We start from the raw sequence: 26,397 nt of genomic DNA, 5'->3' as shown, positions 1-26,397 counted from the left end.
GGAGAGGGGGAGAAATCGTTGTTTACCGGACTTATTGAAGAAATCGGCACGCTGAAGAAGACGCATAAGCAAGGTGAAGCGATGGTCCTGACGATCGAAGCACCCCGTATTCTGAAGGATGCCGCCATCGGCGACAGTATTTCTGTCAATGGCGTATGTCTAACGGTAACGGAGCTCAGCTCCACGATCTTCACAGCAGATGTCATGCCACAGACGTTCCGGCACACGAATCTGAAGGATATCCGCCCCGGCGAACGCGTGAATCTGGAGAGGGCTATGCAGGCAGGCGGTCGTTTCGGCGGTCATATTGTACAGGGTCATATTGATGGTACAGGTGAAGTGCTCAGTCGAGAGAATAATGTCAACGCGGTTGTGTTTACAATCAGGCCGCATGATTCCGGGCTTATGCGCTATGTCGTTCCTCAAGGTTCCATAACGCTTGATGGTATCAGCTTGACGGTCGTAAATGCCAGCTCCAACAGCTTCTCGGTTTCCATCATTCCACACACGCTTCGCGAGACTGCTCTGCAATTGAAGCAAGCCGGCGGTGTGATAAACGTGGAGTGCGACGTGCTGGGCAAGTATGTTGACCACCTGCTCCATTTTAAAGGCGATCGCCATGCGGACGGTTCAGGAGACAGCAGAGCCGCGGAACCGAAGAGCAGCATAACGGCAGCTTTTCTGGCAGAGAACGGTTTTATGTAAATAGAGACAGACAGCCTTGATAAGGAGAGTGAGAAAATATGAGTACCGCAGCATTTGATACAATCGAAGAAGCCATCTATGATTTGATATTAGGAAAAGCGATCATTGTCACGGATGACGAAGACCGAGAGAATGAAGGCGATTTAATTGCACTTGCCAGTAAAGCAACGCCCGAAATCATTAACTTCATGATCACGGAAGCGCGTGGACTCGTATGTGTACCGATTACGGCAGAACGTGCCGAGGAGCTGGATCTTCCGCCGATGGTGCAGCGCAACACGGACTATCACGGAACAGCTTTCACGGTGTCGGTTGACCATGCTTCAACGACAACAGGCATTTCCGCCTATGAGCGTTCGCAAACCATTCAAGCTCTGATGGACGGTTCCGGCGCGAAAGCAGATGATTTCAGACGACCGGGTCACATCTTTCCTCTGATTGGCAAGAAAGGCGGCGTCTTGCGCCGTGCCGGTCATACGGAAGCGGCGATCGATTTGGCTCGCATGTGCGGGTCCAAGCCTGCAGCGGTCATCTGCGAAATCATAAAAGAAGACGGCTCCATGGCTCGCCTGCCGGATCTCATCGAATTCAAAGCGAAACATAATTTGAAGCTGATTTCCATTCAGTCGCTGATTCACTATCGCAATGAGAAAGAAAAACTGGTTGAGCGAGTCGTCGATGTGAAGATGCCAACGGATTACGGTGTGTTCCGCGCAGTTGCCTACACCAACGAAGTAGACAACAAGGAGCATGTCGCTCTCGTTAAAGGCGAAATCGATCCGACACAGCCTACCCTTGTGCGCGTCCATTCCGAATGTTTAACCGGGGACGTGTTTCATTCCCATCGCTGCGACTGTGGACCTCAGCTTGCAGCGGCGCTGAATCAAATTAATGAAGCCGGCAATGGCGTACTGCTCTATATGCGTCAAGAAGGCCGCGGTATTGGCTTAATTAACAAATTGAAAGCCTATCAGCTGCAGGAGCAGGGATTAGATACCGTCGACGCGAATATTAAACTGGGCTTTGCCCCGGATTTGCGCGATTACGGCATCGGTGCTCAGATTCTGAAGGATCTCGGCATCCGCAAGATGCGACTTCTGACAAACAATCCGCGCAAGATTCGCGGTTTGGAAGGTTACGGTATCGAAGTAGTCGAGCGTGTTCCGATTCAAATGGACGCGAACGAAGACAACAACAGCTATTTGCACACCAAACAGTCAAAACTAGGCCATCTGCTGAAATTTGACGATTTGCCTCAATAAATCGCAACAAACCAAACTAACCTTGCTAACAAGGAAAACCGAGAGGATGAATGATCAATGCCGCAAGTTTTTGAAGGACATTTAATTTCTGAAGGATTACGATATGGTGTAGTAGTAGGACGTTTTAACGAGTTTATTTCCAGCAAGCTGCTTGGAGGAGCACTCGATGCATTCAAACGTCACGGCGCTGCAGACAGTGAAGTGGATGTAGCTTGGGTACCGGGCGCATTTGAAATTCCTTTGATCGCACAGAAGATGGCTGAAAGCGGCAAATACGACGCGGTTATCACGCTTGGCGCCGTTATTCGGGGGTCAACGCCTCACTTCGACTACGTGTGCAACGAGGCTGCTAAAGGCGTTTCCGCTATCGCTCTGAAAACAGGCGTTCCAACGATCTTCGGCGTTTTGACAGTAGATTCGATTGAGCAAGCCATTGAACGCGCAGGAACGAAAGCCGGCAATAAAGGCTGGGAAGCCGCGGTTACAGCCATCGAAATGGCGAACCTGACCAAAGTACTTCAAGGCTAAGAGCGACTAAGAAGAGAACATTGTAGGAGTTGGCTTTCACCATGGCGGTGACGTATAAGCTGGAATCGTTCGAAGGACCGCTCGATCTTCTGCTTCATCTCATCGATAAAGCAGAAATCGACATTCACGAGGTGTCCATCAGCGAAATTACGGATCAATATATGGACTACTTGAATGCGATGCAAGAGCTGGAGCTGGAGGTCACGAGCGAATTTCTCGTCATGGCGGCCACACTGCTTTCCATCAAAAGCAAACAGCTGCTGCCGAAGCCGCCGGTCATCGATCACGACGACTTTAACGACGAATGGCCCGATGACGGGCTTGATCCTCGCGATGAGCTTATCGCGAAGCTGGTGGAGTACCGGAAGTATAAGCAAATCGCCGAGCAGCTCCGCGAACAGGAATTCGAGCGGAGTCTTGTCTATACGAAGGAGCCGGAGGATTTGACGCCTTTCATGAAGGCCATTCCGGAAAACCCGGTTAAAGGACTGAATATCGGCGATCTGATCGCAGCCTTTCAGAAGGCGCTGCGCAAAGCGTCAAGACGTAATGTCATTGCGACCATTCAGCGTGACGAAATTTCGGTCAAAGACCGAATACGCGATATTATCGAGGTGCTTCGCGAATTCGAGACGGTCCGCTTCTCCAAGCTGATCCGCGACGATATGAGCCGGCACGAGGTAGTCGTTACCTTCCTGGCGCTGCTTGAGCTGATGAAAATGAAGCATATTCGTTGTTATCAGCACAGCCTGTTTGATGATATCGTCGTGCATTGGAGAGGAGAAGCAGTCGAAGGTGGATTTCTCGAAACTGAAGTCGATTATTGAGGGTCTGCTGTTCATGGCCGGGGATGAAGGGCTGACGACAAAGCAGCTATCCGAAATTCTAGAGCTGGATGCAGCTGTGACGGCAGACATTGTGAAAGATCTAACGAAGGATTTGAAAAGCAAGAAGCGCGGCATTCAGGTTTCCTTCGTTGCCGGTGCTTACCGGCTTACGACCAACCCTGCACATGCAGCTTACTTCGAGCGAATGGCCCACTCGCCGACTCGTTCTAGCTTATCGCAGGCGGCGCTTGAGACGTTATCGATCGTTGCCTACCGACAGCCGATAACACGTGTCGATATCGAGGAAATTCGAGGCGTGAAGAGTGATCGGGCGATTGCATCGCTGGTGAACAAAGATTTAATCGAAGAGATCGGCCGTGCCGAACAAATCGGAAGACCGATTCTGTATGGCACGACGAAGTCGTTCCTCGATTACTTCGGGCTCGCAGGCCTTGATGCGTTGCCGGAGCCATCGGCAGTCATCGACGATTCCTTGGACGAGCAGACGCAAGCGCTGTTCGAGAGGCTGGAAGGCCGTCAAATGACGCTTGAAGAAATGCCTGCACCAATAGAAGAAAGCTAGAAACAAGAATGAGATTTGTCCGCTAGGTCATACTATATCCGACCAATTAAGGGAAACGGGGGAAACGCCATGTTAGGCTACCCGCTCGGATGGATGATCGGGACAGGTCTCTTTTTTTTGCTCTTGATCATTGCGTTATCGTCTCCCGTTGTGATTCGCGGCCATATTAAACGGATCGGTAACGACGATGATGCGGAATTGCGCATTCGAGCACTATTCGGTTTGATTCATTATCATTGGCAGCTGCCTATTGTGAAGTTCAAAGGAATGAGCGTCGAATTAAAACAGGAAATGACGGCTGAGAATACAGGCGGGGTTGATCTGGATGCCAAAATGAAAAACGTGGATCCGAATTCGATTATGAAATCCATCGACAAGGCGCATTTGCTGCTCAAGCATACGGATGACATGCTCGGATGGGTTCGCATTACGCTGGGACATGTAAGACTGACGGAATGGCAATGGCGAACCGCAGTTGGCACAGGTGATGCGATGTGGACAGCTATGCTGACCGGCATGGTCTGGTCGGTGAAAACAACGACGATTGGCGTTCTGTCACAGCTTGTTCGATTAACTGCGGATCCAAGCCTTGTGGTTGAGCCGGTATACCAGAAGGCTCATTTCTCAACGGAAGGCCAATTCACGGCAAAGGTGCCGTTCGGTTATGCAATCTTTGCCATTGTGAGGTTATTCGCTCGGATTAAGAAAGCAAATGGTCTTTCTGGCGGCTTACACGGCTTACAGCGTATTCTGCTCCGCGGTTGATTACATAATGCTCCTGAAGAGGGGGAACGATATGAACGGAAAGGTGCAGCTACCGACTTTGAACCAAGGAGGACTTTTTGAGATGACAGACCATCCGATTCAAGGCTTAATGCAAACCGCAATGGAAAATATCAAGGAAATGGTCGATGTAAATACGATTGTCGGTGATCCGGTCCAAACACCTGACGGCAGCGTCATCATGCCGATTTCGAAAGTGGGCTTCGGCTTTGTCGCGGGGGGCAGTGATATCCGCTTCGACGAGCATAAGCAAGGGGACTCGCATAACGCAGCCGTTCAACTGCCATTTGGCGGCGGCAGCGGCGGCGGGGTATCCATAACGCCAATCGCTTTCCTTGTCGTAGGCACGCAGGGGGTACGCATTGTACCGCTGGATAATCAAACTCATTTGATGGAACGGGTCATTGATTCCGCGCCGCAAGTGTTCGAGAAAATCCAGAGTATGTTCAAGAAAAACACGGCAAGCAGTGAAAGCGGGCTGGAATCCGTTCTCATCGAAAGTATGGATGGCCACTAATTGCATATGGAACCGTCCCTGCGGGGCGGTTTCTTTTTTTTCAGGACGGGCTCGGTAGTATATCTCATGGACCTGTTCATATACTGGTACAAGACCATGTTCTTGCCCGCCAGTTTCGAAGGAGGAAGTGTATGAGGTCGAGATTCACCCGAAAATGGTACAAACTTATTCTGTTGTCAACGGCAACTTGCCTCTTTCTAACCGGATTAACAACAGCCGCGGCTGCTCCGAAGGAGCGCGTATCGACCCATGCCAAAGGCGCAGCGCTTATCGATGTGGAGTCAGGTCGCATTCTCTACAGTTATAACGGGGACAAGCCCATGCTCATTGCCAGCTTAACGAAGATCATGACGGCGATTGTAGCCATAGAGCACGGCAAGCTCACCGACAAAGTGAAGACGAGTATACGAGCTGCAGGCAAAGAAGGGTCGTCCATCTATTTGCAGCGCGGCGAGGAAATGAGCTTGCAAAATATGCTTTACGGCTTGATGCTAAGGTCCGGCAATGATGCAGCAACAGCGATTGCGGAACATGTCGGCGGTACGGAGGAAGGTTTCGTCCATATGATGAATGAGAAGGCACAGATGCTGGGCCTCTCTAATTCCCAGTTCATGAACCCCAGCGGTCTGGACGCCGAGGGACACTATTCATCTGCGAACGATCTGGCGAAGCTGACTGCCTACTCCATGAAGAACCCGGTTTTCAAAGAAATCGTGAAGACGAAGGAGAAGAAGGCTCCTAATCCGAATGACAGCTGGGACTACCAATGGCGGAACAAAAATAAAATGCTCACGATGTACGAAGGAGCGGACGGCGTCAAAACGGGCTATACGAAGAAGTCGCTTCGAACCTTGGTCAGCTCGGCTACACGGAATGGCCAGCAGCTTGTTGCGGTTACCTTAAATGACGGGGATGATTGGCAGGATCACCGTAAGCTGCTCGACTTCGGCTTCGCCAATTTCCGCTTAACCGAAGTGACACACAAAGGCCAGTCGATAAACGGATATCCGCTTGCCGTCGGACGAACGCTGCTTTATCCGTTTGCTGAAGGCGAGCAGCAGCAGCTGCGTTCGAAGCTGACGCTGATCGATGCCAATTCTACAGCATACAAGCTTGGTGAGCGCGGGAAGCTGGAGTGGTTTATCGGTGAGGAGAGGATTGGCTCGACGCCGGTATTTGATCCGCAGAGTCAGCGTATTACAATGCCGGAGAAACCGGCTTGGGTGATCGGTGATCAATCGGAGTCTGCTTATGGCGGCTTATCATCAGCTTCCTTCCGAAGGGCACTGACGGTCACGCTGTCTACTTTGTTTGGAGGGAAGGAGGCCGGGGGATGGTAAATTTCATTTGGCTTTTCTTTATCGCGGTCAGCTTCGTTGCAGCAATCGTGAATGGTCGAATGGAAGCCTTGACCGAGGCCGCATTTGAAGGAGCGAAGAGCGGAGTCACCGTCAGTTTCGGGCTCATCAGCGTAATGGTGTTCTGGCTGGGGCTTATGCGCATCGGCGAGGATGCGGGTCTGCTCCGCAAAATCGCCGCCTTGCTGCAGCCGGTTGTCCGATTCTTATTCCCAGACGTGCCGAAGGGTCATCCGGCCCTCGGTTACATAATGAGCAACATGAGTGCAAACATACTCGGGCTCGGCAACGCGGCTACGCCTATGGGGATTAAAGCGATGCAGGAGCTGCAGAAGCTCAATCCGGACAAGGAGACCGCTTCAGCGGCCATGTGCACGTTGCTTGCGCTCAATACTTCCAGCATTACGCTTGTCCCTACAACGTTAATTGCAATTCGCATGACTTACAGCTCGGCGCATCCTGCGGAGATTGTCGGAACAACACTAGCGGCCACCTTGGTTGCGACAGCAGCGGCTATTGCTGCCGATCGCTGGTATCGCAAACGATATCGCAATAAGCCGCCGCGATTTACCAGCCGCGATGGAACGGCAGCTCCTCGAAGCGTGGAGTCGCTCACGGCAGACGGCCAAGGAAAGGGTGAGGCCGTTGTATGAATGGATAACGGCCGTCTCAGCTTGGATCATCCCGTTCATGATCGTGTTTATTCCGCTCTATGCTGCATTTAAGCGCGTACCCGTGTATGAAACATTTATCGAAGGAGCCAAGGACGGCTTCGGCACGGCGATTAACATTATTCCGCATTTGGTCGGGATGATGGTAGCGATCAGTATGTTTCGAGCATCCGGAGCTATGGATATGATGGCTTCGCTCATACGGCCATTGTTCGATGGCTTAGGTATTCCAAGCGAAGTATTGCCGCTCGGACTGCTGCGGCCGCTTACCGGAGCGGGGTCACTTGCATTCACTACTGAGCTTATTAAGACGTATGGGCCGGATTCCATGATCGGACGGATCTCATCTACGATCCAAGGCAGTACGGATACGACACTGTACGTACTCACGGTTTATTTTGGAGCGGTTGGAATCAGGCGCAGTAAGTATGCACTTAAAGTAGGGTTATTTTCAGATTTCGTCGGTTTTTTCGCTGCTATCATCATTTGTTTATTCGTGTTTGGGTAAGTTAACCGGATAATGCCCGCAAGCGTACTGCACTATAGTGCATTCGCTCTTGCGGGCATATTTGTTGTGCACTTTCTTTCCACCTGTCATTTAGGGTATGATGGTGGGTGAGGTGAAATCATTGGAACGTTTACAGAAGATTTTGGCGCAGGCGGGCGTTGCATCACGCCGCAAATGCGAGGAGCTCATATTGTCCGGTCAAGTACAGGTCAATGAGGAGACAGTGACTACACTGGGGGTCAAAGCTGACCCGGCCGTTGATATCATTACGGTGAAGGGCCGCAGAATCCAGAGTGAGAGCAAGCTTTACTTGATGCTTCATAAGCCCAAAGGTGTCATTACAAGTGCGAGTGACCCGCAGGGACGTAAGATTGTGGCGGATTATCTGCCCGGCATTACAGAGCGCGTCTATCCTGTAGGCCGGCTTGATTATGATACGGAAGGTTTGCTGCTGCTTACGAATGACGGCGAGTTTGCGAACTTATTGACGCATCCGAGCCATCACGTACCGAAGACTTATTGGGCCACTGTTAAAGGGGTACCGCACGGCACGGCGCTGGAGCGGCTGCAGCAGGGCATTCTGCTTGAGGACGGAATGACAGCACCTGCTGAGGTAGAGTATCACGATGTAAATACGGAGAAGAATCAGGCGACGATTACGATTACGATCTACGAGGGACGCAACAGGCAGGTTCGTCGGATGTTCGATGCCATTAATCATCCGGTACTGCTGCTTCGCCGCGTACGATTCGGCGAATTGGGGCTACACGGATTGGCACGTGGAAAGTTCCGCCATTTAACGCCCAAAGAGGTTCAAGAGCTGCGCGCAGCGGCTGTCAAGACACATAAAATTCAAAAATAACGAGCGACGGCAACCTCAATTGCCGTCGAATTTTCGTTATAATGATAGTATGGAATTCAAGAAAATTGCAGCATAAGAACGGGCGGTGACTAACACTTATATGAAATCGAACCGCAGACTCATTCAAATTGTTATTTTTCTGGGCGTATTGCTCCTCGGGGGCTATGCAATCGGCAATGCTCTGTTTAGTTCTCATGACGGGCTGCCGCGGAAAGGCTCGGAGCCGCCGGATTTCGCCCTGATTGGTATGGACGGCCAAACACACAGGCTCGCAGACTACAAAGGCAAGGCACTTGTCATCAACTTCTGGGGTACATACTGTCCGGGCTGCGTAACGGAGACGCCGGATTTGGTCGCCCAATACGCGAAGCATAAAGATAAGCCCTTTGAAGTCGTCGGGATTAATCTTGGCGAGGACAAATTGACCGTTTCTAATTTTGTGAAGCAGTTTGATGTCGGCTATTCCATACTGCTTAACGAGAATAACGACGTACAGCGAAAGTACGGTTTGAAGTCGTATCCCACTACCTTCTTTGTGAAGCCGGATGGAACGATTCAAGACATCTTTGTCGGACCGATGGCGGAAGCGGACATGGACAAGCGGATCGAGAAATTGCTTCAGTCCTAGTCGAAGGAGGTTTTTTTGCATGTTGACTTTTGAAAATACGAAATGTGAATGCGGTCACCAGAATCCGGTTGGAACCGTGCTTTGCGAGCATTGCGGCAACCCGCTGGACGGGGAAGAAGCAGAGAGCGATGCGCCGCTCGAGATGCGCTACGACGGCATTGCAAGGCGCTCGCAGAAGACGAATCCGTCACCGATTGATCGCGTTTGGAACTTTTTCTCTTCGGTTAAAATTGCAGTTCGTTTGATCGTGATTACATTGATTGCCGCTATGGTCGGCACGATTTTCACACAAGAGAATGCCTTTATCTCATTTGATCCTACAACGTATTACGAAGAGCGTTACGGCTGGATCGGCAAATGGTATTATAAGCTCGGCTTGTCCAATACGTATGAGTCGTGGTGGTTTATCGGCCTGCTGGTTATGATCGGAACTTCGCTCGTTATTTGCAGTCTTGATCGTGTGCTGCCGCTCTATCGGGCACTGAACAAACAACAAATCCGAAAGCATAACACGTTCTTGACCAGACAGAAGACCGTATTTACGAGTGATATTGAAGGATCAGCAGAGAATTGGACCGCTGCGATGGCTAAGGAGCTAAAGCGCAAGCATTATAAGGTCCATCATGAAGGCGACGCCCTGCTGGCGGAGAAATACCGGTTCAGCCGCTGGGGACCCTATATTAATCATATTGGCTTGATTACGTTCCTGCTCGCGGTATTGCTTCGGACGCTTCCCGGTTGGGCGATGGACAATTACGTAACGGTGACGGAAGGGGAAACGGTTCAAATCCCTGAAACGAATTATTACGTGAAGAACGAGAAGTTTACGATCAACTACTATACGGATGCAGAGCTTCCGGAATCGTTGAAAGGGACGGCCCGGGCTAAACTCTACGAGACGAAGGCCGTGCTGTATGAGTGCGAGGCGGATTGCGATGATCCTTCCAAGCAGCCGCAGTTGAAGGAAGTGAAGCGTCACAATATTATCGTGAACGATCCGCTTTCCTACAAAGGCATCAAGGCATATCAGTTCGGCTTCGACGATACACCGAAGCTGAAGGCCGTTCATCCGGTTCTGATCGATCATAAGACGGGCCAGACCTATGGGCCTTTCGATCTCGTCATGCGGAATCCGGAATTAACCTACAAGCTTGGACAGTACACGCTTGAGCTCCGTCAGACGTACATGGATTTTGCGCTGAACTCGGAAGGCAAGCCGACGACGAAATCCAAGGAGCCGAACGCGCCGGCATTTGTGTTCGTGATGAAAGGTCCGGATTTGGCGGCGGATGGCGAGCCGTACATGTACTTCCCGAAACAAACCGACAAAGCGCGATTCAGCCAGGATCTCATCAATGGGGAAATGGGCAAAAGGTTTGAGCTGAAGGTTCCGACTATGGGAGGTGTTGAGTTCGCAGGTGTGATGACCTCGCTTAATATTCGCTCAGATCGGGCGATGCCTTATATCTGGGTAGGGGCCGGCATATCGATGTTTGGACTGTTGCTGGGTTCTTATTGGCATCACCGCAGAATTTGGCTTCGCATAGAGGGCGGCCGCGTCACGTTAGGCGCACATACGAACAAGAATAATTACGGCATGCGTGCCGAGGTCGCTTCCGCATTGCGCGGGCTAGGCGTCGTCGTAGAGCCGAAGTCGCTCGATAACGGGAGGAACAAATCGTGAGTTTGCTTGATTTTAGCAGCGACGCGTTTATCGTCGCATTTTTTCTGTACTGCTTCGGATTTATGTTTTATGGCGTTGCCGCCCTCGGGCGCAAATGGAGCAACCGCAGTCCGGAAGAGCATATTCGCCGCTGGGGCCTTGTCGCATACGCGGTTTCGATACTTGGATTTGCTTCACACGTAACCTTCTTTATTACACGCTGGATCGGCGGGGGCCACATCCCGACCAGTAACATGTATGAATTTATGACTTTTCTGGCGATGGCCATTATGTTTGCGTTCATCATCGTCAACGCGATCTACCGCAAACCGCTGCTTGGTTTGTTCACCTTACCATTAACGGTTATTATTGTTGCATATGCAGCGGTATTTCCTCAAGAGGTTCAACCGCTCATCCCGGCACTGCAGTCGATTTGGCTTAAAGTTCACGTTACGACAGCGGCAACAGGCGAAGCTTTCTTCGCAGTTGGTTTTGCAGCTGGATTGATGTACTTGCTTCGTACGGTTGACTTCAAGAAAACGAGTCCACAAGCAAGACGCGAACAACGCTGGGTCGAATTTACGCTATTTGTCATCGTCATCATCATTGCGTTTATCGGCTCGGTTTTCTCTTTCCGTGGCGCTGGCTATGAAGCGACGTTCAAGAAAGAGAATGTTGTCATTGATGACAAAGGAATTGAGAGCACGACGACGGAAACCGTTGAATACTCCCTTCCGCCAATCTTCAAGCCATATAACAGCCAAGATGTATCGATTGATGCCTTCCTTGGTGTGAAGAAACCGCTGATGGAGACTCCGTCCTGGATGAAAGGCGTCAATGCGGCTCGTAAGCTGAACACGATTACGTGGTCAATCATTAACGGGGCCATTCTATACGGTATCCTGCGACTTGTCTTGCGCAAGCGGATCGGGGCCGCGATTCATCCTCTGATGGATGATATCGACGAAGATGATATTGATGAAATCAGCTATCGCGCCATTGCTATTGGTTATCCGATCTTTATGCTGGGCGCACTAATATTCGCAATGATCTGGGCCTACATTGCCTGGTCGCGTTTCTGGGGCTGGGATCCTAAAGAAGTATGGGCGCTTATTACTTGGCTGTACTACACGGCTTACCTACATTTGCGTCTATCGCGCGGGTGGCATGGTTCCAAATCGGCATGGCTTGCGGTTATCGGCTTTGTCATTGTGTTGTTTACGCTGATTGGGGTTAACTTGGTCCTTGTCGGCTTGCACTCCTACGCAGGCGTTTAATGAAGATAAGCAAGATTTGAAAGGAGACAACGGACATGTCTGAAGAACTTCACCGCATTCTTGTAGTTGATGACGAAGAACGAATTCGCAGGCTGCTCAAAATGTATCTGGAAAAGGAAGGCTATCTCATTGAGGAGGCCGAGGACGGCGAAACCGCACTTCGCCTTGCAACAGCAGGCGAATTTGACCTGATTCTGCTGGATGTCATGCTGCCGGGAATTGATGGCGTAGAAGTCTGTTCCAGACTGCGTCAGGTAAAGGCGACGCCGGTTATTATGTTGACGGCTAAAGGCGAGGAAATGAACCGCGTTCAAGGCTTTGAAGTAGGCGCTGACGACTATGTTGTGAAACCATTCAGCCCTCGCGAAGTCATTTATCGCGTGAAAGCCATCCTGCGCCGTTCGTCGGCTACCGCGTTCTTAACGAAGGAAGCGTTGACGAGCAATAATATCGTGTTCCCGCATCTCATTATCGAGCATGATGCGCATCGTGTCATGGCTGGCGGGCAAGAGGTCAGTTTGACGCCGAAGGAATATGAGCTGCTTCATTACTTGGCGATTTCGCCGGATAAAGTGTTTTCCCGGGAAGAATTGTTGAAAGACGTCTGGAACTATGAGTTTTTCGGAGATCTTCGTACCGTGGATACCCATGTCAAACGACTTCGCGAGAAGCTGAACAAAGTTTCTCCGGAAGCTGCGATGATGATCACGACGGTTTGGGGCGTAGGCTATAAGCTTGAGGTGCCGAAGTAAGTGATGATCTGGCGAAGTGTTGTCGGGAAGCTATGGATTACAATTATCGCGCTTGTGGCTGTCGTATTGCTTATACTGGGGATGTTCCTGCTCCAATATATCGACATTGCCTTCAAGAACTCGCATGATGTCAAGGTGCTGTTTGTTTACACGGCCATCATCGGGTTTCTGTTATCGACGTTTTTTGCGTTCTTCCTCTCTACCAAAATCACGCAGCCGCTGCTTCAACTGAAGAAAGCGGCTGATCTGATCTCCCAAGGCGAGTACCGTACACGAGTACCCATTCGTTCGACGGACGAGATCGGCGACCTGGCCAACACGTTCAATAATATGGCCTCTGAGCTGGATACGTTGATTCATGACTTGAATCATGAGAAGGATCACCTAGCGAGCGTCCATCGGAGTATGGCTGATGCGGTCGTTACCTTCGATGCGGAAGGTCAAATCATACTGGCTAATCCACATGGACAGAAGTTGATTGACAAGTGGAATGAGCTGGAATGGACGGAAGATTATATTGGCTCCCATACGCAGGTACCGGAGCCGATGTTTGATCTGTACCGCAAAGTGCTTCGGGAAGGTCGGGACTTATCCGATAAAGTCCATGTGCAAAGCGGTGTATGGTCGGTTGTGATGGCTCCGCTCAAATCGAATCATACCGTTCGCGGTGCGGTTGCGGTAATGCGGGATGTAACGGAGGAGACGAAGCTGGAGAAGCTTCGCCGGGACTTCGTTGCTAACGTCTCTCATGAGATCAGGACGCCATTATCGATGCTGCAAGGCTACAGCGAAGCGTTGCTGGATGATATTGCAGCTTCACCGGAAGAGCGCAAGGAGCTTGCGCAGGTGATTTATGAGGAGTCGCTTCGCATGGGTCGCCTCGTGAAGGATTTGCTGGATTTGGCCAGAATGGAAGCCGGTCATATTGAGATGAAGCTGGTCGAGACGGATCTGACCGGACTTCTGAAGCGAGTACATCGCAAGTTCTTGGTGCGTGCGAAGGAGCAAGACATACACCTTCATATCGAGCTTCCGACAGAGCCGCTCGTCATCGCGCAGGCAGACGAGGATCGCATGGAGCAAGTGCTGACGAACCTGCTGGACAATGCGATTCGCCATACGTCGATGCAGGCGTCAATCACGCTTAGCGCCTGCAATGTGATCGTGGATCAGAAGGCTTATGTCGAGATTAAAGTGACAGATGAGGGCGAGGGAATCCCGCAAGGTGACCTTCCGTATATTTTCGAGCGATTCTATAAAGCGGATAAAGCTCGTACACGCGGGGCATCAGGCGGAACTGGCCTCGGACTTGCTATCGTGAAGAACATTATCGAATCCCATCGCGGTCAAATTAAGGCGGAAAGTGTTATGGGGGCAGGCACTGCGTTTACCATCTTACTTCCGGTTCTATAAACTTTTCAGAAGCTGCTCCTCACGTGGGGCAGCTTTTTTAGGTGTGTTTCTGCTGTTCAACGATTCCCCAAGAAAAAGTTTCAAGAAAGAGCTTGGTTGCTATAGAAGGCTATATTGACTGGTCAAATTATACTAATTTAAACTGAGCTTGCATTCACTTCCACTTCAAAGGAGGATGTTTATGACAGCCAATCAGGTGAAGAAATGGGTTCTGCTATTCTTATCCACTGTCTTGATGACCGGCATGTTTGCAGCAACGGCGACAGCAGGTGCCAACCCATGGGCAGGGGGCGATATCGTATCGCTCAGTGTGACGAATGACGCCAGCGGTACAGCGAACAAGTATATCTACAAACGAATATCGAACAAAGCCTATACGTTTGTTTCCGGTGATTACATCGAATACGATGTAAAGATATCGAGTGGCATCGATGGCGCCGGAGGTATCGAAATTATTAACGCCGATGGGACATACTTCCGGGATACCGGATCATCCGTCTGGAAAGATCAGAACAATATTAGCGGTCATCCGAATGCCAATATCTCCGCATTTTCCACTAACAAATGGTATCACCGCAAGCTGGCGGTCCCAGCCTCCATGATCGGCAAAACCTCATCCAAATGGGATATCGTCGGAGAGAATGATAGTGCTTCCCAGTCTTATTCCGCTCAGTACGACAACCTTAAAGTAACAAACGGAAGCACGACCACGAAGAGCGTCGTATTCGTGAATGGCTCTGATTATAACTCGGCTGCAACGGATATCGGACCTGCTGCCGTATCCACCGGTAACGTGACAACCTCGAATATCGCATCCAATATGTCGCATTTGATGGATAATCAAGCTTTTATAAAGCTGGATAAAATCAATCCGTTTATCGGTAGTTCGTTTTCGATGCATTTTATTTCTACCCTCAAAGTGAATGGCGAAATATGGGCGTACTACATCAAATGGGATGCGTTCGGCAAAGGCGGTGTCGGCTTAGCGAAGTCAACCGATGGGGTCAATTTCACGGATAACGGCTTTGTCTTGACGGCAGGGTCGCCTGGACAATGGGATGATTCGTTTGCTACGTTTCCCGGCGTATGGTACGACAGCGGCACCTTCTATCTCGTCTATGAAGGAACGGGTACGGGATCACCGGGACAAATCGGCTTGGCAACTTCCACGGACGGCGTTAGCTTCACTAAACAAGGCCAGATATTGACGCATAATTCTACGGGCTGGGAAAGCGTCAATATTGGAACTCCGTCGCTCTATAAAGAAGGCAGCACATGGTATTTATTTTATCATGGATATGACGGCTCAGATTGCCGCATCGGCGTTGCCACGGGAACGAGCCTGACATCACTGACCAAATATTCCGGAAATCCGGTAATCGATACCGTACCTGGCACTTGGGAGGCCGGAACAGCGGGTCATCGAGATATCGTCAAAGTAGGAAGCACCTATTATATGACCTATGAAGGCAGTGAGGATCCCCCGTATAACACGGCCAAATGGTCTTCAGGGGTTGCGAGCTCGACTGATTTGGTCCACTGGAGCAAGTTTAGTCAAAACCATATATTGCCTCAGACCGACAATACGTTCGGCAATGATGGACCGAGCTTCTTGTCGGTAGACGGAGAGAACTTCATCTATTATCGGACCAATCCTACAAGCAGGGCGCTCATTGCCAATGAAAATGACGGTGGCTTCGATTTGAAATGGGGGATGGCGGATGCAGGAATCGGTCATGTTATTGGACGCACAGACAGTGACGGCTGGTCTGCTTCAACCAGCTTAGACGGTCCGGATTACATGCAATACGGTCCGTATACGACCAATACACCGGTAGGAGATAACATCGCCACATGGAAAATGATGGTCGATAGCAACAGCGGTACAAATGACGTCATCCGGCTCGAGGTTGTGGATGCAGACGATTCAGGTGCCGTGCTCGCAACGCGTGTTCTGCAGCGCAATGATTGGAAGCAAACCAATCGCTATGAATATTTCTCGGTACCGTTTCATTGGGCTGCAGGAAGAAGCGGACATCGCATCGAGCTTCGTGCACATTGGTATGATTCGACTTATGTGAGGATGCAGCTGGTCGGGATTAGTTAAGCGCCGGAAAGTCGGTTCTTGTTGAAGGAAGTAGAGAAATCTTGTTGGTCGTGAAACATTTTCATGTCAGATGCGTGCACAAAAAAGCTCCGACCCTCGAAAAGGGTCGGAGCTTATTGTAATTAATAGAGATTAATTTCTTTCGCTTTGTTCAGATCCGGCAGATTGACCAGCGCGGCGATAACGTCCTTGGACACGCCTTTGTCTACAGTCAATACCATGATTGCAGAACCGCCAACAAGCTCACGACCAACCTGCATCGTTGCGATGTTCACGTTGTTGTTTCCAAGCAGCATACCGACATTACCGATGATACCCGGTTTGTCGTTATGCGAGATCAAGATGATGTTGCCTTCCGGAGCAACGTCAACAGGGAAACGATCGATTTGTACAATTCGTGGTCCATAACCTGTCAACATTGTACCCGTTACCAGGCGAGTAGCAGTTTTGGAGCGAAGTGTTACGGTAATGGAGTTCGTGAAGTCACGTGCTTCGTGAGACTTCTGTACCACGATGTTCACATGGCGTTCTTTAGCAAGATGCATGGAATTCACGACATTCACTTGATCCGAACCGAGGTGGTGAGAAAGCACACCGCGTACAACATAACGTGTCAACGGCTGCGTATCAACCTCAGCCAGCTCACCTGCATAGCTGACTGTGATTTCTTCTACGGCACCTTCAGTCAGTTGAGCAATAAAGCTGCCCAGTTTCTCGCCAAGGCCGAAGTACGGTTGTAGCTTGCTCAGTACATTCGCCGGAATCGGAGGCATGTTGACCGCGTTCATAAACGGTTTATCGCGAAGGATGTTCAATACTTGTTCCGATACATCAATGGCCACGTTTTCTTGAGCTTCAACAGTAGATGCACCAAGATGCGGGGTTACGATGATTTTGGGATGCTTCAGGAACGGATGATCGGCTGCCGGCGGTTCAACCTCGAATACGTCGAATGCTGCACCTGCTACAATTCCTTGATCGATTGCTTCTACAAGCGCTTGCTCATCGATGATACCGCCGCGTGCACAGTTCACGATGCGCATGCCTTTCTTCATCACTTCGAATTGCGCACGAGAGATCATGTGACGCGTTTCCGGTGTAAGCGGCGTATGCACGGTCATAAAGTCTGCATTACGTACGATGTCATCTACGCTGGAGAGACGAATGCCAAGCTTCTCAGCGCGCTCTTCCGTGAGGAATGGGTCATAACCCCAAATTTCCATGTCAAACGCTTTCGCGCGTTTTGCCACTTCGCTGCCGATACGGCCCATACCGAGTACGCCGAGCACTTTGCCGCGTAGTTCGACGCCAAGGAACGACTTGCGATCCCACTCGCCGCCTACAGTCTTGAGGTAGGCTTGTGGAATGAAACGAGCAACAGACATCATCATGGCAAACGTATGCTCACAAGTTGTGATTGTGTTGCCGTCTGGTGCGTTAATAACGATAATTCCGCGTTGTGTAGCTGCTTCCAAGTCGATGTTGTCCACTCCGACGCCGGCGCGACCGATAACCTTAAGCGATTTACCTGCATCCATAATGCGCGGTGTAACGCGCGTCTGGCTGCGTACGAGAAGTGCATCGTATTCGCCGATAATGGCTACGAGCTCGTCCTCGCTTAATCCAGGCTTCTTGTCGACAACGACATCCTCTGCATCCATAAGTTTCTGAATGCCTAGATCGCTGATTGGATCTGAGACCAATACTTTAAACATGGTGGTTGCCTCCTGAGCGTTTGTATGATGGATGTATAGTAGAAGTGAAAGACCCTCGTAAGATGCCGCACAGCGCAGCAGCTTAGGCGAGGGTCTGTCACACGATCACACGTCAAGCTATTGTTGTACCGGATGGACCAACAGAACCAGGCTACATTAATGTTTACTATTTTAATGCAAGTAGAACTCAAATTGCAATGATTAAAACTTGCCCAAATGTGAAATTTTCGTTATGATCGACCGTAAAAAGGGGGCATTCTTGTGGAACAATGGGACAATATTGAACCAGAGCCGTTTATGGCGCTTGTGCGCGAGGGAAAGCTCTCGCCTGATCAAATCATTGATGTCAGAGAAATGGACGAATGGAATTATTATCATTTAGATAACAGTACGCTGATGCCGCTCTCAACCTTCCGGGAAGACTCGGAAGCTGTGCATAAGGATCGAATGGTATATGTCATTTGCGCACACGGTGTAAGAAGCGCTGCGGTTTGCCGCTATTTAAGTGAAAGAGGATACGGCAACCTCACCAATGTTATTGGCGGAATGGCTGCGGTATCCTCGTTGGATGGTTTTCAATACGATTAAAGTCCTTATTCACTCTCCGGGAAGAAGAACGGCAGCTGTGGAAGCAGCTCTTTGGCATACAGGACGGCTTTGCTGTCACTGAAATCGCCTGATCGTACAGCTTCCGTGCTGATAAGGAGATCGACGATGGAATCGACCGTTTTCATCTTCATGCTGCCGGATTGTCCGGAAACGATAAATTGATCGACGCGAGATGCCAGATCCTGCGGATAGAACGGCGCCAGTGTTTTGCGGGCATTCAACATATCCGCCATCAGCTTATTCTTAATGGTCAGCGGCAGCGTCTTCCATTGCTGGATGCTCAGCACAGAGGTGCTGTCGTAATGGTCCGGAATGTTCGGGTTGACCGACGCGCTCCATTTCAGCATCGCAGTGTAGTAACTTTGCTGACCTGCCATAGCGAATTTCACACCTTGCGTGTAGTAGGCATCCTTCATTAAGGCTTTCAAGAGTTCGGTATTGTTCATGTCCTTGGCTGATCCCGCTCCGCGCTGCGCGGCTTCACTGAACATTCGCAAGCTCTTAAGCAGCTGGAGTTGAGCGGATTCGAGAAGCGGTGAGCTCTTCGGTACAGATGCATGTTCGGCCTCTCCATACTTCTGCTCAGCAATGTTCGATAGTTCTTTCAGCGAAGAGCTGGTATCCGTTAGCTGCTGAGAGGAAAGTTTATGAATGGTTTCGAACCATTCGGATTGAAATTCACGATATGGCAGAAATACAGTATGATAGAATGAAACCAGATCCTGCTGTTGATAGGCACCTGCACTTGCGTTCTTGCTGCTGCTAAGATGTTTAGCATTTTCAATTATTTTTGCTTCGGTTTTGTCTGAACCTATCTTCACGCCATAGAAAAAGGCTGCCACGGCGAAAACGAGCATGAATAGGAAGCCTAAGCTAAATAGCATTTCAGTACGAGTCAGTCGTTTCTCCATGATAATCTCCTTCATCCGATATTTCGCCAAAATGCTAGTAAATACAAGGCTTTCACTTTAATTGTTTGTCGAATTCTGGGGTTGATTAGATCGTTCTCCTAGTATAGGGGAAAACCTTTGAAAAGGAAATATGCACCTTTCATAGTGTATTAGGGAGCTGGATATGAAAAAATTCGACATTCGCAAAATGAAGATTAAACCGGTGAGCATCGATCAGATTGATGACCGGATGCTTCTTATAAATCTATATGCCACGCAAGCGATTACCTTAGTTATCGGTTTCATCTGGTTATTTTTTCAGCATCGTAATCCATTTTTATTATTTGTTTTGCCGGAAGGCCTTTCATTTCTGTATTTTGGAGCCGGATTGGCAGCTGCGGTCCTTGCAATTGATTTGCTTTCGGCCCGATTTGTACCCGATGAAGCCAATGATGACGGCGGCGTCAATGATCGCATTTTTAAAAACCGTGCGATATGGCATGTGGTGGTGTTGTCCTTAATCGTTTCCATCTGTGAGGAGACGCTTTTCCGTGGTGCTATTCAACATCAATTCGGACCTTATTGGACAAGCATTATTTTTGCAACCATTCATGTTCGGTATTTGAAGCATTGGATTCCGACAGGGCTTGTATTTGCTATCAGCTATGCGTTAGGCTGGATCTATATTCAAACCGACACACTATGGGCGCCTATAGTAGCACACTTTCTGATTGATATGATTATGGGCTTCGTAATCCGTTTCCGGAGGGAAGAATGAGCAGAGTTCAGAAATTTGGCAGCAGGAAATCGATTTCCTCGATTGCGGCAAAGAAACAGGCGGAACAGGCTGCTTCCGAAGCGGCTGCAGGCATTGAAGTACCTTTTCCTTCCAGAAGGAAATCACATCCTTCTAATAAGCAGCAGATGGCAGGATGGTTTTACAAAATTATTATTTTTCTATTCGTACTCTTATTAGTAGGACTTCTTCTTTGGGGAAAGCAGTTTGAGTAGTCGATAGAGCGACTAAATCCTAGGAGAGGGGTGCTTCGTTTCTCATGATGATTTGGATTTCGTCGGCGGCGGCGGTGATCGTGCTGATTGCAGCTGTATTAATAAGGACATCGTATCAATACACATTGGACCGGCAGATTGTAATTTTGGATAGGCTGCCCTCGTCATTTGACGGTACAACCTTGCTGCTTATCACAGATATTCATAGAAGAAGTCTCTCGGATGAAGTGATTGATGGGCTTGTCGCGGCCGGTGGAGCTGATTTGGTGCTGATTGGCGGTGATCTGAGGGAGCGGAGAGTACCGCTTGCCAGGTCTCGAAGCAACATCAAGAAGCTTGCGCGGATTGCACCGGTCTATATGGTTTACGGTAACCATGATTACGACGAGGATATGAGGCCGCTTGAGGTCATGCTGACGGAAGAGCGGGTACGCCTTCTCGTCAATGAAGCTGTTGTATTGGAGCAAAGGGACGGCAGCCTCATTCGCCTGGCAGGCGTAGATGATCCGCGCTTGGAGCGTGATCGACTGGATTTGGCGTTAAGCGATCCGGAAGCGGCCGTCGGCAGCCAGCAGCTGTTTACGATCGTTCTGGCGCATGATCCGATCCTTGTGGATCGGATGAATGCACAGCAGAGACAGGAAGTGGACTTGGTCCTCTCCGGCCATACACACGGCGGTCAAATCGCTCTTCCATTTATTGGACCGGTTTTGCGCGGAACTGAGGATTCGGGTTACTGGCGCGGCTGGTTCGACTTCTCTGCACAACAAACAACCGGAGCCAGCAGAGGACCCCGGTTGTTTGTAAGTTGTGGATATGGTACTTCCAGATTGCCGATTCGATTGCTGGCACCTGCCCAATATCACCTTATTACTTTGCGGTCTGCGGCTGTTCCTCCAGACCTAAGTCAATCGTCGCAGGATCAATGAAGCCGTAACCTTTGCTCTCAAGTTTAGTAAGCAGCGTGTCGAGTGCTTCTGTTGTCCAAGGAAGCTCATGCATCAGGATATTCACGCCCGGATGGAGCTGCTCAAGCACATTGGCGATCACTTTGTCCGGTTTATCCTTTGTGCTGCTATCCCAGTCGAGCGAGCCGTTTGACCAAGTCATATAGAGCATGCCATGATCGCGAACAAGACCCCTTACATAATCGTTACCGTTACCAAAAGGCGGGCGGAAGAACTGCGGCTCGGTGCCGACGACTTCCTTCACGATTTGCTGAACGTCCTCGATCTGCTTCTTCACCGAAGCTTGTGATTCTTTCTTCAAGTCGATGTGATCCCAAGAATGATTGCCGATCGTTTGCCCGCGATCGGCTATTTTTTTGAGCAATTCCGGGTGCTTCTTCACCCGATAACCATTCACGAAGAAGATCGCTTTCGCTTTATGCTTATCGAGCGTGTCGAGCAGGGAGCTGACCATTTTGTCTTCCTTCGGGCCGTCATCGAAGGTCAGCAGCACCACTTTATTGCTCGTGGTCGCCTTATCAATAGGTACGAAGCTGTATACTTTATTCATTTTATAAAGCTTCTTGACCGGTTGTGGATCCGTCGTGGCATTAGAATCCGGCTCAGGTGCAGTCGTATTCTCCGAAGGCGTTGTCGAATTCGTACTATCGTCATCTGCGGGCTGATTGCTCTGCCCCTGATTATCACCGGCTGTATTTCCATTGTTTGTTGCGGGATTCGTGGTATTGTTTGCCGGGTCTGGCGCAGGGTCCTTCACTGTCGCGGGCCCATTGTTCGCTGCATTGCCTGTTGAATCTGAAGGGGTGGTGTTAGGCTGGTTTCCGTTGCTGCTGCATCCGGATGTAACCAGCAGGGCCATCATAATGACGATGGAGATGAGGTGAGGTTTACGAATCGGCATGCTGTCGCCCTCCTGTGGCCTTGAAGTTGAATTCGCCAAAAAACAATGCACTTATTGTATCATATTTCGAAATGGAACCGAACTTTACTACTTCCTTAATTTGTGCTGGAATGACCTTAACTCGCCCTAGGCAAACTAAACGCGAGTCGTAAGCAGCATTCAGCATAGGAGGATTGCCAATGAAATTGTCCGGTTTTCTGATTGGAGGACTTGCCGGTATGGCAGCGGCGGCTTATATAGCGAAGAAGAAGCCTGGCATGTTCGCCTGGGCGAGCAGCGCAGCAGGCACTGCCGTTAACGGAATGACGAAGAGGGCGATGGGTGCGGTCATCAGTCGTAAATTTAGCGGAGACATGGTGCAGCATGCCGCCCCAAAGCATTCAGACGCTTCCGCAAAAGGGTCCGGCAACGCTTGGGGACAGATTGAGCTGCTGCTTAACAGTGACCCCGGTGTGAAAGAGCAGGTTGACCAGATAAAAGCAGAAGCGAAACCTCACTGATGAAGACATAAGAAGAAGCGTTTGTCACTGCCCTTTGAAGGTGCGGTACGTTTCTTCACTTCAACCTTGTAGAAATTTATAGACAAATTGTTATAAATTCGATAAGGACAAAAAGAATCGTTTTGCCGTTCAATTGCGTATAAACAATTGGCGGCGGGACGATTCTTTTTTTTTGCGTCTGTAGTGCATTCCACCCACAGACATGCTAACATAGCAACATAAACACATTTTAATCACTCAAATAACTGCTGCTTCATACGCTATGTATAACAGATACTATCCGCGTTCATTGTGCTTTCGAAGACGGTTTTTGCTCCGAGAATACGAAGCAGATACTACTCGAGAAGGAGGATCCTATCATGAAAATCGAACGGCTCAATCAAGACAAAATACGAATATTCCTGACGTTCGACGACTTGCTGGAACGGGGGATCCAGAAGGAAGACATGTGGCGCGAAATTCCAAAGGTGCACGAGCTGTTCAGTGAAATGATGGACCAAGCTTACAGCGAGCTCGGCTTTGACGCCAGCGGACCGCTCGCCGTCGAAGTGTTTGCACTTCCTGCCCAAGGGATGGTCGTCATCGTTACACGAGGTAAAGTGAACGGGAAGTCCGAGGATCATATTCAAGAAGAAGACAATGAGGAAGACGTTTACGAGATGGAAGTCACGCTCGAGCAAAGTGACATTGTGCTATACGCGTTCAGAGACATCGAGGATGTCATTTCAGTTTGTAAGCAGCTTAAGAGCGCTGAACTGATTGAGGATGGACGTCTTTATGCCTACAACGGCAAATATATGCTGGCCTTTGAGCCAGTCGGCATCGAGCTTCCGCGCTACCACGCAATTATTGCGCTGTTGGCAGAGTACGGAGAGGCGACTTCCATTACGACTGCCATTCTCGAAGAGTACGGCAAAGTAATCGTCCCAGCCAAAGCCGTCATGGAAATTTGCACTCATTTTTAAAGCGATCCCGATTAGAGAAGCATCAGCTTACGGCATATTCCGTAGGTCTGGTGCTTTTTGTTTGTTGCAGCTTGTGCCCAAAAGTAAGTTCACCGCATAGCCGATTCGGTTACCGCTCATATTACAAAGGAAAAGGTGGTGAACATTCCTTTGAATGGAATGGAGAGCAGCAACGTACTGACATCAACACAAACCGTGATTGAAGAAGCGCTCAGGAAGCTTGGCTACGGTGATGATATGATTGCTTTATTGAAGGAGCCGATGAGGCTCCTGACCGTTCGCATACCGGTTCGGATGGATGATGGCAAGACAAAGGTGTTCGTCGGCTACAGGGCACAGCATAACGATGCAGTAGGGCCGACGAAGGGTGGAGTCCGGTTTCATCCGGATGTCAATGAAATCGAAGTGAAGGCGTTATCCATTTGGATGAGCATTAAATGCGGCATCGCCGATTTGCCTTATGGCGGCGGCAAGGGCGGTATTATTTGTGATCCGAGAAAGATGTCTTTTCGTGAGCTGGAGCGTCTAAGCCGAGGGTATGTTCGGGCGATCAGCCAAATTGTCGGACCGAACAAAGATATTCCTGCGCCGGATGTGATGACCAATTCGCAAATCATGGCGTGGATGATGGATGAATACAGCCGGATCCGTGAATTTGACTCGCCCGGTTTTATCACCGGGAAGCCGCTTGTTCTGGGAGGTTCGCTTGGCCGTGAGAGTGCAACAGCCAGAGGCGTAGCGATCATGATTGACGAAGCGATGGCGAAGAAAGGCATTGCGCTTAAGGGAGCGCGTGTCGTCATCCAAGGGTTCGGCAATGCAGGCAGCTACCTGGCGAAATTCATGTTTGAAGCCGGTGCGAAGGTTGTGGGTATTTCCGATGTCAACGCTGCGTTGTATAATGATCAAGGACTCGACATTGAAGATTTAATGGACCGCCGTGATTCATTCGGTACGGTCACGAATTTGTTCAAGAATACCATCAGCAACGAGGAGCTGCTGGCAATCGATTGTGATGTTCTGGTGCCTGCCGCAATCGAGAACCAAATAACGGCAAGCAACGCGAACCAAATTCGTGCTAAAATCATTGTAGAGGCCGCTAACGGTCCTACGACGCTGGAAGCAACGCAGATGATAACGGATCGCGGCATTCTGCTCGTGCCAGATGTCCTGGCCAGCGCCGGCGGCGTTATTGTGTCGTACTTCGAATGGGTACAGAACAATCAGGGTTATTACTGGTCTGAGGCCGAAGTTGATTCTAAGCTGCGCGACATGATGATCCGCGGCTTTAATAGTGTCTATGAATTGCATAAGCTTAAGAAAGTGGATATGAGGCTCGCTGCTTATATGGTGGGCGTCCGCAAAATGGCAGAGGCCGTCCGCCTGAGGGGGTGGGTGTAGCCGATTGCCGATCAAACGAGCTTTGCCTGCAACTGCGGGGAAAGCCCGTCTCTCGGAAGGTGACTTCAACGATGCTGCTCTTTTCCATACTGACAGCGGCGGTTGCTCCGGGCATCTCGCTGCTGACTTACTTTTATTTAAAGGACCGATATGACGCGGAGCCGATTCACATGGTCGTCCGTGTATTCTTGCTCGGTGTATTAATCGTACTGCCGATCATGGTGATCCAGCGAGGCTTGCTGCTATGGCTTGGGGATGGTCCCATTCTGTTCTCGTTTACAGTATCTGCAGGCGTTGAAGAGCTGCTGAAATGGTTTGTTCTGTATCATATCATTTTTAACCATACCGAATTCGACGAGCCTTACGATGGGATCGTCTACGCAGTTGCGATTTCGCTTGGCTTTGCAACAGTGGAGAACGTGCTCTACGCTGTTTTCCAGCCTGCGTCGGTTGGTTCCTTGCTCATTCGCGCATTGCTGCCGGTATCCGGGCATGCCCTGTTTGGCGTAACGATGGGCTACTACGTGGGCAAAGCCAAATTTGCTCCCATGGCGAACAAGAAGCGAAATTTTCTCATGCTGGCCGCTGCGGTACCGCTCGCGGAGCATGGTGTTTATGATTACATCATGGGCTCAGGCAGTACCTACTGGGTATGGTTTATCGTACCGTTAATGGGATACCTGTGGATTAAAGGCGTACGGAAGATGAATCGTGCCAATGCCGGATCGCCGTTTCGAATGCTTGGACATGAGGAAGAGATTAAGCTTTAGCATTTCCGTCTATAATAGGAAAAAAGCTGCATCTTACTCAGGAGGATACGATGATTTCGGCTCGTGTAAAGGTAACCATCCGCTGCAATCTATGCGGTGAGAAATTCGTCCTGCGTGGACGCAGGGAGAAAGACAAGATCGATACCGGGTTCAAACAATGTCTATGCAACAATCTCAACGATTTCGACGTCGAAGAGCTGGCATTGTAGGAACAGCCATGTAA

General features: G+C 49.9%; 29 protein-coding genes. 26 read left to right on the top strand and 3 right to left on the bottom strand.

Annotated features, from left to right (window positions below):
* The first annotated feature begins 18 nt into the window (after positions 1–18).
* The 17 genes from ribE (at position 19) to AC0YN4_RS07070 (ending at position 16,444) form a co-directional block, all read left to right on the top strand.
* Positions 19–705 carry a riboflavin synthase gene (ribE, locus tag AC0YN4_RS07150; RefSeq protein WP_475779351.1) on the top strand — a complete coding sequence of 229 codons (687 nt, stop codon included), beginning with the start codon at positions 19–21 and terminating at the stop codon, positions 703–705.
* A 38-nt stretch (positions 706–743) separates the two neighbouring features.
* Positions 744–1,967 (top strand): bifunctional 3,4-dihydroxy-2-butanone-4-phosphate synthase/GTP cyclohydrolase II, encoded by a 1,224-nt coding sequence (locus AC0YN4_RS07145; protein WP_475779352.1) that lies wholly within the window; start codon positions 744–746, stop codon positions 1,965–1,967.
* Between the two features lie 57 nt (positions 1,968–2,024).
* Complete coding sequence (gene ribH, locus AC0YN4_RS07140) at positions 2,025–2,495, top strand: 6,7-dimethyl-8-ribityllumazine synthase (RefSeq protein ID WP_090976805.1); 471 nt, start codon at positions 2,025–2,027, stop codon at positions 2,493–2,495.
* Between the two features lie 41 nt (positions 2,496–2,536).
* A complete protein-coding gene (locus AC0YN4_RS07135; RefSeq protein WP_475779353.1) occupies positions 2,537–3,322 on the top strand; it encodes a segregation and condensation protein A in 786 nt (261 codons plus the stop codon).
* Entirely contained in the window at positions 3,291–3,905 is a 615-nt protein-coding gene (gene scpB / locus AC0YN4_RS07130) for an SMC-Scp complex subunit ScpB (protein WP_475779354.1), read from the top strand. The genes AC0YN4_RS07135 and scpB overlap by 32 nt, the downstream gene beginning before the upstream one ends.
* Positions 3,906–3,974: 69 nt before the next feature.
* A complete protein-coding gene (locus tag AC0YN4_RS07125) occupies positions 3,975–4,670 on the top strand; it encodes a DUF2953 domain-containing protein (RefSeq protein ID WP_475779355.1) in 696 nt (231 codons plus the stop codon).
* Between the two features lie 82 nt (positions 4,671–4,752).
* Entirely contained in the window at positions 4,753–5,205 is a 453-nt protein-coding gene (gene ytfJ / locus AC0YN4_RS07120; protein ID WP_475779356.1) for a GerW family sporulation protein, read from the top strand.
* 131 nt (positions 5,206–5,336) lie between these two features.
* Positions 5,337–6,545, top strand: coding sequence for a D-alanyl-D-alanine carboxypeptidase family protein (locus AC0YN4_RS07115; protein WP_475835447.1), 1,209 nt, complete (start codon positions 5,337–5,339; stop codon positions 6,543–6,545).
* Positions 6,539–7,216: a nucleoside recognition domain-containing protein gene (locus AC0YN4_RS07110; protein WP_090976795.1), complete on the top strand. Its 678-nt coding sequence runs from the start codon at positions 6,539–6,541 to the stop codon at positions 7,214–7,216. The genes AC0YN4_RS07115 and AC0YN4_RS07110 overlap by 7 nt, the downstream gene beginning before the upstream one ends.
* Before the next feature lie 37 nt (positions 7,217–7,253).
* Complete coding sequence (locus AC0YN4_RS07105; protein WP_177186497.1) at positions 7,254–7,742, top strand: spore maturation protein; 489 nt, start codon at positions 7,254–7,256, stop codon at positions 7,740–7,742.
* A 121-nt stretch (positions 7,743–7,863) separates the two neighbouring features.
* Entirely contained in the window at positions 7,864–8,604 is a 741-nt protein-coding gene (locus tag AC0YN4_RS07100; RefSeq protein WP_090976791.1) for a pseudouridine synthase, read from the top strand.
* A gap of 85 nt (positions 8,605–8,689) precedes the next feature.
* Positions 8,690–9,232: a redoxin domain-containing protein gene (locus AC0YN4_RS07095; RefSeq protein WP_475835446.1), complete on the top strand. Its 543-nt coding sequence runs from the start codon at positions 8,690–8,692 to the stop codon at positions 9,230–9,232.
* A gap of 19 nt (positions 9,233–9,251) precedes the next feature.
* A complete protein-coding gene (resB, locus tag AC0YN4_RS07090; RefSeq protein ID WP_475835445.1) occupies positions 9,252–10,916 on the top strand; it encodes a cytochrome c biogenesis protein ResB in 1,665 nt (554 codons plus the stop codon).
* Entirely contained in the window at positions 10,913–12,172 is a 1,260-nt protein-coding gene (gene ccsA / locus AC0YN4_RS07085) for a cytochrome c biogenesis protein CcsA (protein ID WP_475835444.1), read from the top strand. The genes resB and ccsA overlap by 4 nt, the downstream gene beginning before the upstream one ends.
* Before the next feature lie 35 nt (positions 12,173–12,207).
* Positions 12,208–12,924, top strand: coding sequence for a response regulator transcription factor (locus AC0YN4_RS07080; RefSeq protein WP_090976783.1), 717 nt, complete (start codon positions 12,208–12,210; stop codon positions 12,922–12,924).
* On the top strand, positions 12,925–14,337 hold the full coding sequence (locus AC0YN4_RS07075) for an ATP-binding protein (protein WP_475779360.1): 1,413 nt from the start codon (positions 12,925–12,927) through the stop codon (positions 14,335–14,337).
* Between the two features lie 181 nt (positions 14,338–14,518).
* Positions 14,519–16,444 (top strand): glycoside hydrolase family protein, encoded by a 1,926-nt coding sequence (locus AC0YN4_RS07070; RefSeq protein ID WP_475835443.1) that lies wholly within the window; start codon positions 14,519–14,521, stop codon positions 16,442–16,444.
* 122 nt (positions 16,445–16,566) lie between these two features.
* Here AC0YN4_RS07070 and serA read toward each other — a convergent pair whose 3' ends face one another.
* On the bottom strand, positions 16,567–18,159 hold the full coding sequence (gene serA, locus AC0YN4_RS07065; RefSeq protein WP_475779362.1) for a phosphoglycerate dehydrogenase: 1,593 nt from the start codon (positions 18,157–18,159) through the stop codon (positions 16,567–16,569).
* Between the two features lie 261 nt (positions 18,160–18,420).
* Between serA and AC0YN4_RS07060 the strand changes: the two genes are divergently transcribed.
* On the top strand, positions 18,421–18,747 hold the full coding sequence (locus AC0YN4_RS07060; RefSeq protein WP_475779363.1) for a rhodanese-like domain-containing protein: 327 nt from the start codon (positions 18,421–18,423) through the stop codon (positions 18,745–18,747).
* Positions 18,748–18,752: 5 nt separating this feature from the next.
* Here AC0YN4_RS07060 and AC0YN4_RS07055 read toward each other — a convergent pair whose 3' ends face one another.
* The gene (locus AC0YN4_RS07055; RefSeq protein WP_475835442.1) at positions 18,753–19,709 is read right to left on the bottom strand and encodes a hypothetical protein; all 957 of its coding nucleotides are present in this window, start codon (positions 19,707–19,709) and stop codon (positions 18,753–18,755) included.
* Positions 19,710–19,842: 133 nt separating this feature from the next.
* Here AC0YN4_RS07055 and AC0YN4_RS07050 point away from each other — a divergent pair, with 133 nt between their 5' ends.
* From AC0YN4_RS07050 to AC0YN4_RS07040, 3 genes are read left to right on the top strand one after another with little or no spacing between them, the layout of a single operon-like run.
* Positions 19,843–20,436: a lysostaphin resistance A-like protein gene (locus AC0YN4_RS07050; protein WP_475779365.1), complete on the top strand. Its 594-nt coding sequence runs from the start codon at positions 19,843–19,845 to the stop codon at positions 20,434–20,436.
* Positions 20,433–20,669, top strand: a complete 237-nt coding sequence (locus AC0YN4_RS07045; RefSeq protein ID WP_475779366.1) for a hypothetical protein — start codon at positions 20,433–20,435, stop codon at positions 20,667–20,669. The genes AC0YN4_RS07050 and AC0YN4_RS07045 overlap by 4 nt, the downstream gene beginning before the upstream one ends.
* A gap of 44 nt (positions 20,670–20,713) precedes the next feature.
* A complete protein-coding gene (locus AC0YN4_RS07040) occupies positions 20,714–21,598 on the top strand; it encodes a metallophosphoesterase (protein ID WP_475779367.1) in 885 nt (294 codons plus the stop codon).
* Here AC0YN4_RS07040 and AC0YN4_RS07035 read toward each other — a convergent pair.
* Positions 21,540–22,538 (bottom strand): polysaccharide deacetylase family protein, encoded by a 999-nt coding sequence (locus AC0YN4_RS07035; RefSeq protein WP_475779368.1) that lies wholly within the window; start codon positions 22,536–22,538, stop codon positions 21,540–21,542. The two genes, AC0YN4_RS07040 and AC0YN4_RS07035, sit on opposite strands and share 59 nt — an antisense overlap.
* Before the next feature lie 179 nt (positions 22,539–22,717).
* Here AC0YN4_RS07035 and AC0YN4_RS07030 point away from each other — a divergent pair, with 179 nt between their 5' ends.
* From AC0YN4_RS07030 to AC0YN4_RS07010, 5 genes are all read left to right on the top strand, one after another.
* Complete coding sequence (locus AC0YN4_RS07030; RefSeq protein ID WP_475779369.1) at positions 22,718–23,038, top strand: hypothetical protein; 321 nt, start codon at positions 22,718–22,720, stop codon at positions 23,036–23,038.
* A 359-nt stretch (positions 23,039–23,397) separates the two neighbouring features.
* On the top strand, positions 23,398–24,003 hold the full coding sequence (locus AC0YN4_RS07025; protein ID WP_475779370.1) for a genetic competence negative regulator: 606 nt from the start codon (positions 23,398–23,400) through the stop codon (positions 24,001–24,003).
* Between the two features lie 159 nt (positions 24,004–24,162).
* On the top strand, positions 24,163–25,404 hold the full coding sequence (locus AC0YN4_RS07020; protein ID WP_090977162.1) for a Glu/Leu/Phe/Val family dehydrogenase: 1,242 nt from the start codon (positions 24,163–24,165) through the stop codon (positions 25,402–25,404).
* Positions 25,405–25,475: 71 nt separating this feature from the next.
* Complete coding sequence (gene prsW / locus AC0YN4_RS07015; RefSeq protein ID WP_475779371.1) at positions 25,476–26,174, top strand: glutamic-type intramembrane protease PrsW; 699 nt, start codon at positions 25,476–25,478, stop codon at positions 26,172–26,174.
* A gap of 50 nt (positions 26,175–26,224) precedes the next feature.
* Positions 26,225–26,383, top strand: coding sequence for a hypothetical protein (locus tag AC0YN4_RS07010; protein WP_475779372.1), 159 nt, complete (start codon positions 26,225–26,227; stop codon positions 26,381–26,383).
* The last annotated feature ends 14 nt before the right edge of the window (positions 26,384–26,397 follow it).

Source organism: Paenibacillus sp. J22R3 (assembly GCF_056269305.1).
Note: the sequence above shows the minus strand (reverse complement) of the source record. Positions and strands in the feature narration are given on the sequence as shown.

What these genes read in the sequence shown, in the direction of transcription:
- ribH (WP_090976805.1), top strand. Translation starts at nt 2,025, where the DNA reads ATGCCGCAAGTTTTTGAAGGACATTTAATTTCTGAAGGATTACGATAT.
- AC0YN4_RS07040 (WP_475779367.1), top strand. Translation starts at nt 20,714, where the DNA reads ATGATGATTTGGATTTCGTCGGCGGCGGCGGTGATCGTGCTGATTGCA.
- AC0YN4_RS07050 (WP_475779365.1), top strand. Translation starts at nt 19,843, where the DNA reads ATGAAAAAATTCGACATTCGCAAAATGAAGATTAAACCGGTGAGCATC.
- AC0YN4_RS07080 (WP_090976783.1), top strand. Translation starts at nt 12,208, where the DNA reads ATGTCTGAAGAACTTCACCGCATTCTTGTAGTTGATGACGAAGAACGA.
- AC0YN4_RS07010 (WP_475779372.1), top strand. Translation starts at nt 26,225, where the DNA reads ATGATTTCGGCTCGTGTAAAGGTAACCATCCGCTGCAATCTATGCGGT.
- AC0YN4_RS07115 (WP_475835447.1), top strand. Translation starts at nt 5,337, where the DNA reads ATGAGGTCGAGATTCACCCGAAAATGGTACAAACTTATTCTGTTGTCA.
- AC0YN4_RS07035 (WP_475779368.1), bottom strand. Translation starts at nt 22,538, where the DNA reads ATGCCGATTCGTAAACCTCACCTCATCTCCATCGTCATTATGATGGCC.
- AC0YN4_RS07145 (WP_475779352.1), top strand. Translation starts at nt 744, where the DNA reads ATGAGTACCGCAGCATTTGATACAATCGAAGAAGCCATCTATGATTTG.
- ytfJ (WP_475779356.1), top strand. Translation starts at nt 4,753, where the DNA reads ATGACAGACCATCCGATTCAAGGCTTAATGCAAACCGCAATGGAAAAT.
- AC0YN4_RS07125 (WP_475779355.1), top strand. Translation starts at nt 3,975, where the DNA reads ATGTTAGGCTACCCGCTCGGATGGATGATCGGGACAGGTCTCTTTTTT.
- resB (WP_475835445.1), top strand. Translation starts at nt 9,252, where the DNA reads ATGTTGACTTTTGAAAATACGAAATGTGAATGCGGTCACCAGAATCCG.
- AC0YN4_RS07045 (WP_475779366.1), top strand. Translation starts at nt 20,433, where the DNA reads ATGAGCAGAGTTCAGAAATTTGGCAGCAGGAAATCGATTTCCTCGATT.
- AC0YN4_RS07135 (WP_475779353.1), top strand. Translation starts at nt 2,537, where the DNA reads ATGGCGGTGACGTATAAGCTGGAATCGTTCGAAGGACCGCTCGATCTT.
- AC0YN4_RS07025 (WP_475779370.1), top strand. Translation starts at nt 23,398, where the DNA reads ATGAAAATCGAACGGCTCAATCAAGACAAAATACGAATATTCCTGACG.
- AC0YN4_RS07105 (WP_177186497.1), top strand. Translation starts at nt 7,254, where the DNA reads ATGATCGTGTTTATTCCGCTCTATGCTGCATTTAAGCGCGTACCCGTG.
- serA (WP_475779362.1), bottom strand. Translation starts at nt 18,159, where the DNA reads ATGTTTAAAGTATTGGTCTCAGATCCAATCAGCGATCTAGGCATTCAG.
- prsW (WP_475779371.1), top strand. Translation starts at nt 25,476, where the DNA reads ATGCTGCTCTTTTCCATACTGACAGCGGCGGTTGCTCCGGGCATCTCG.
- AC0YN4_RS07070 (WP_475835443.1), top strand. Translation starts at nt 14,519, where the DNA reads ATGACAGCCAATCAGGTGAAGAAATGGGTTCTGCTATTCTTATCCACT.
- AC0YN4_RS07110 (WP_090976795.1), top strand. Translation starts at nt 6,539, where the DNA reads ATGGTAAATTTCATTTGGCTTTTCTTTATCGCGGTCAGCTTCGTTGCA.
- AC0YN4_RS07030 (WP_475779369.1), top strand. Translation starts at nt 22,718, where the DNA reads ATGAAATTGTCCGGTTTTCTGATTGGAGGACTTGCCGGTATGGCAGCG.
- AC0YN4_RS07020 (WP_090977162.1), top strand. Translation starts at nt 24,163, where the DNA reads ATGGAGAGCAGCAACGTACTGACATCAACACAAACCGTGATTGAAGAA.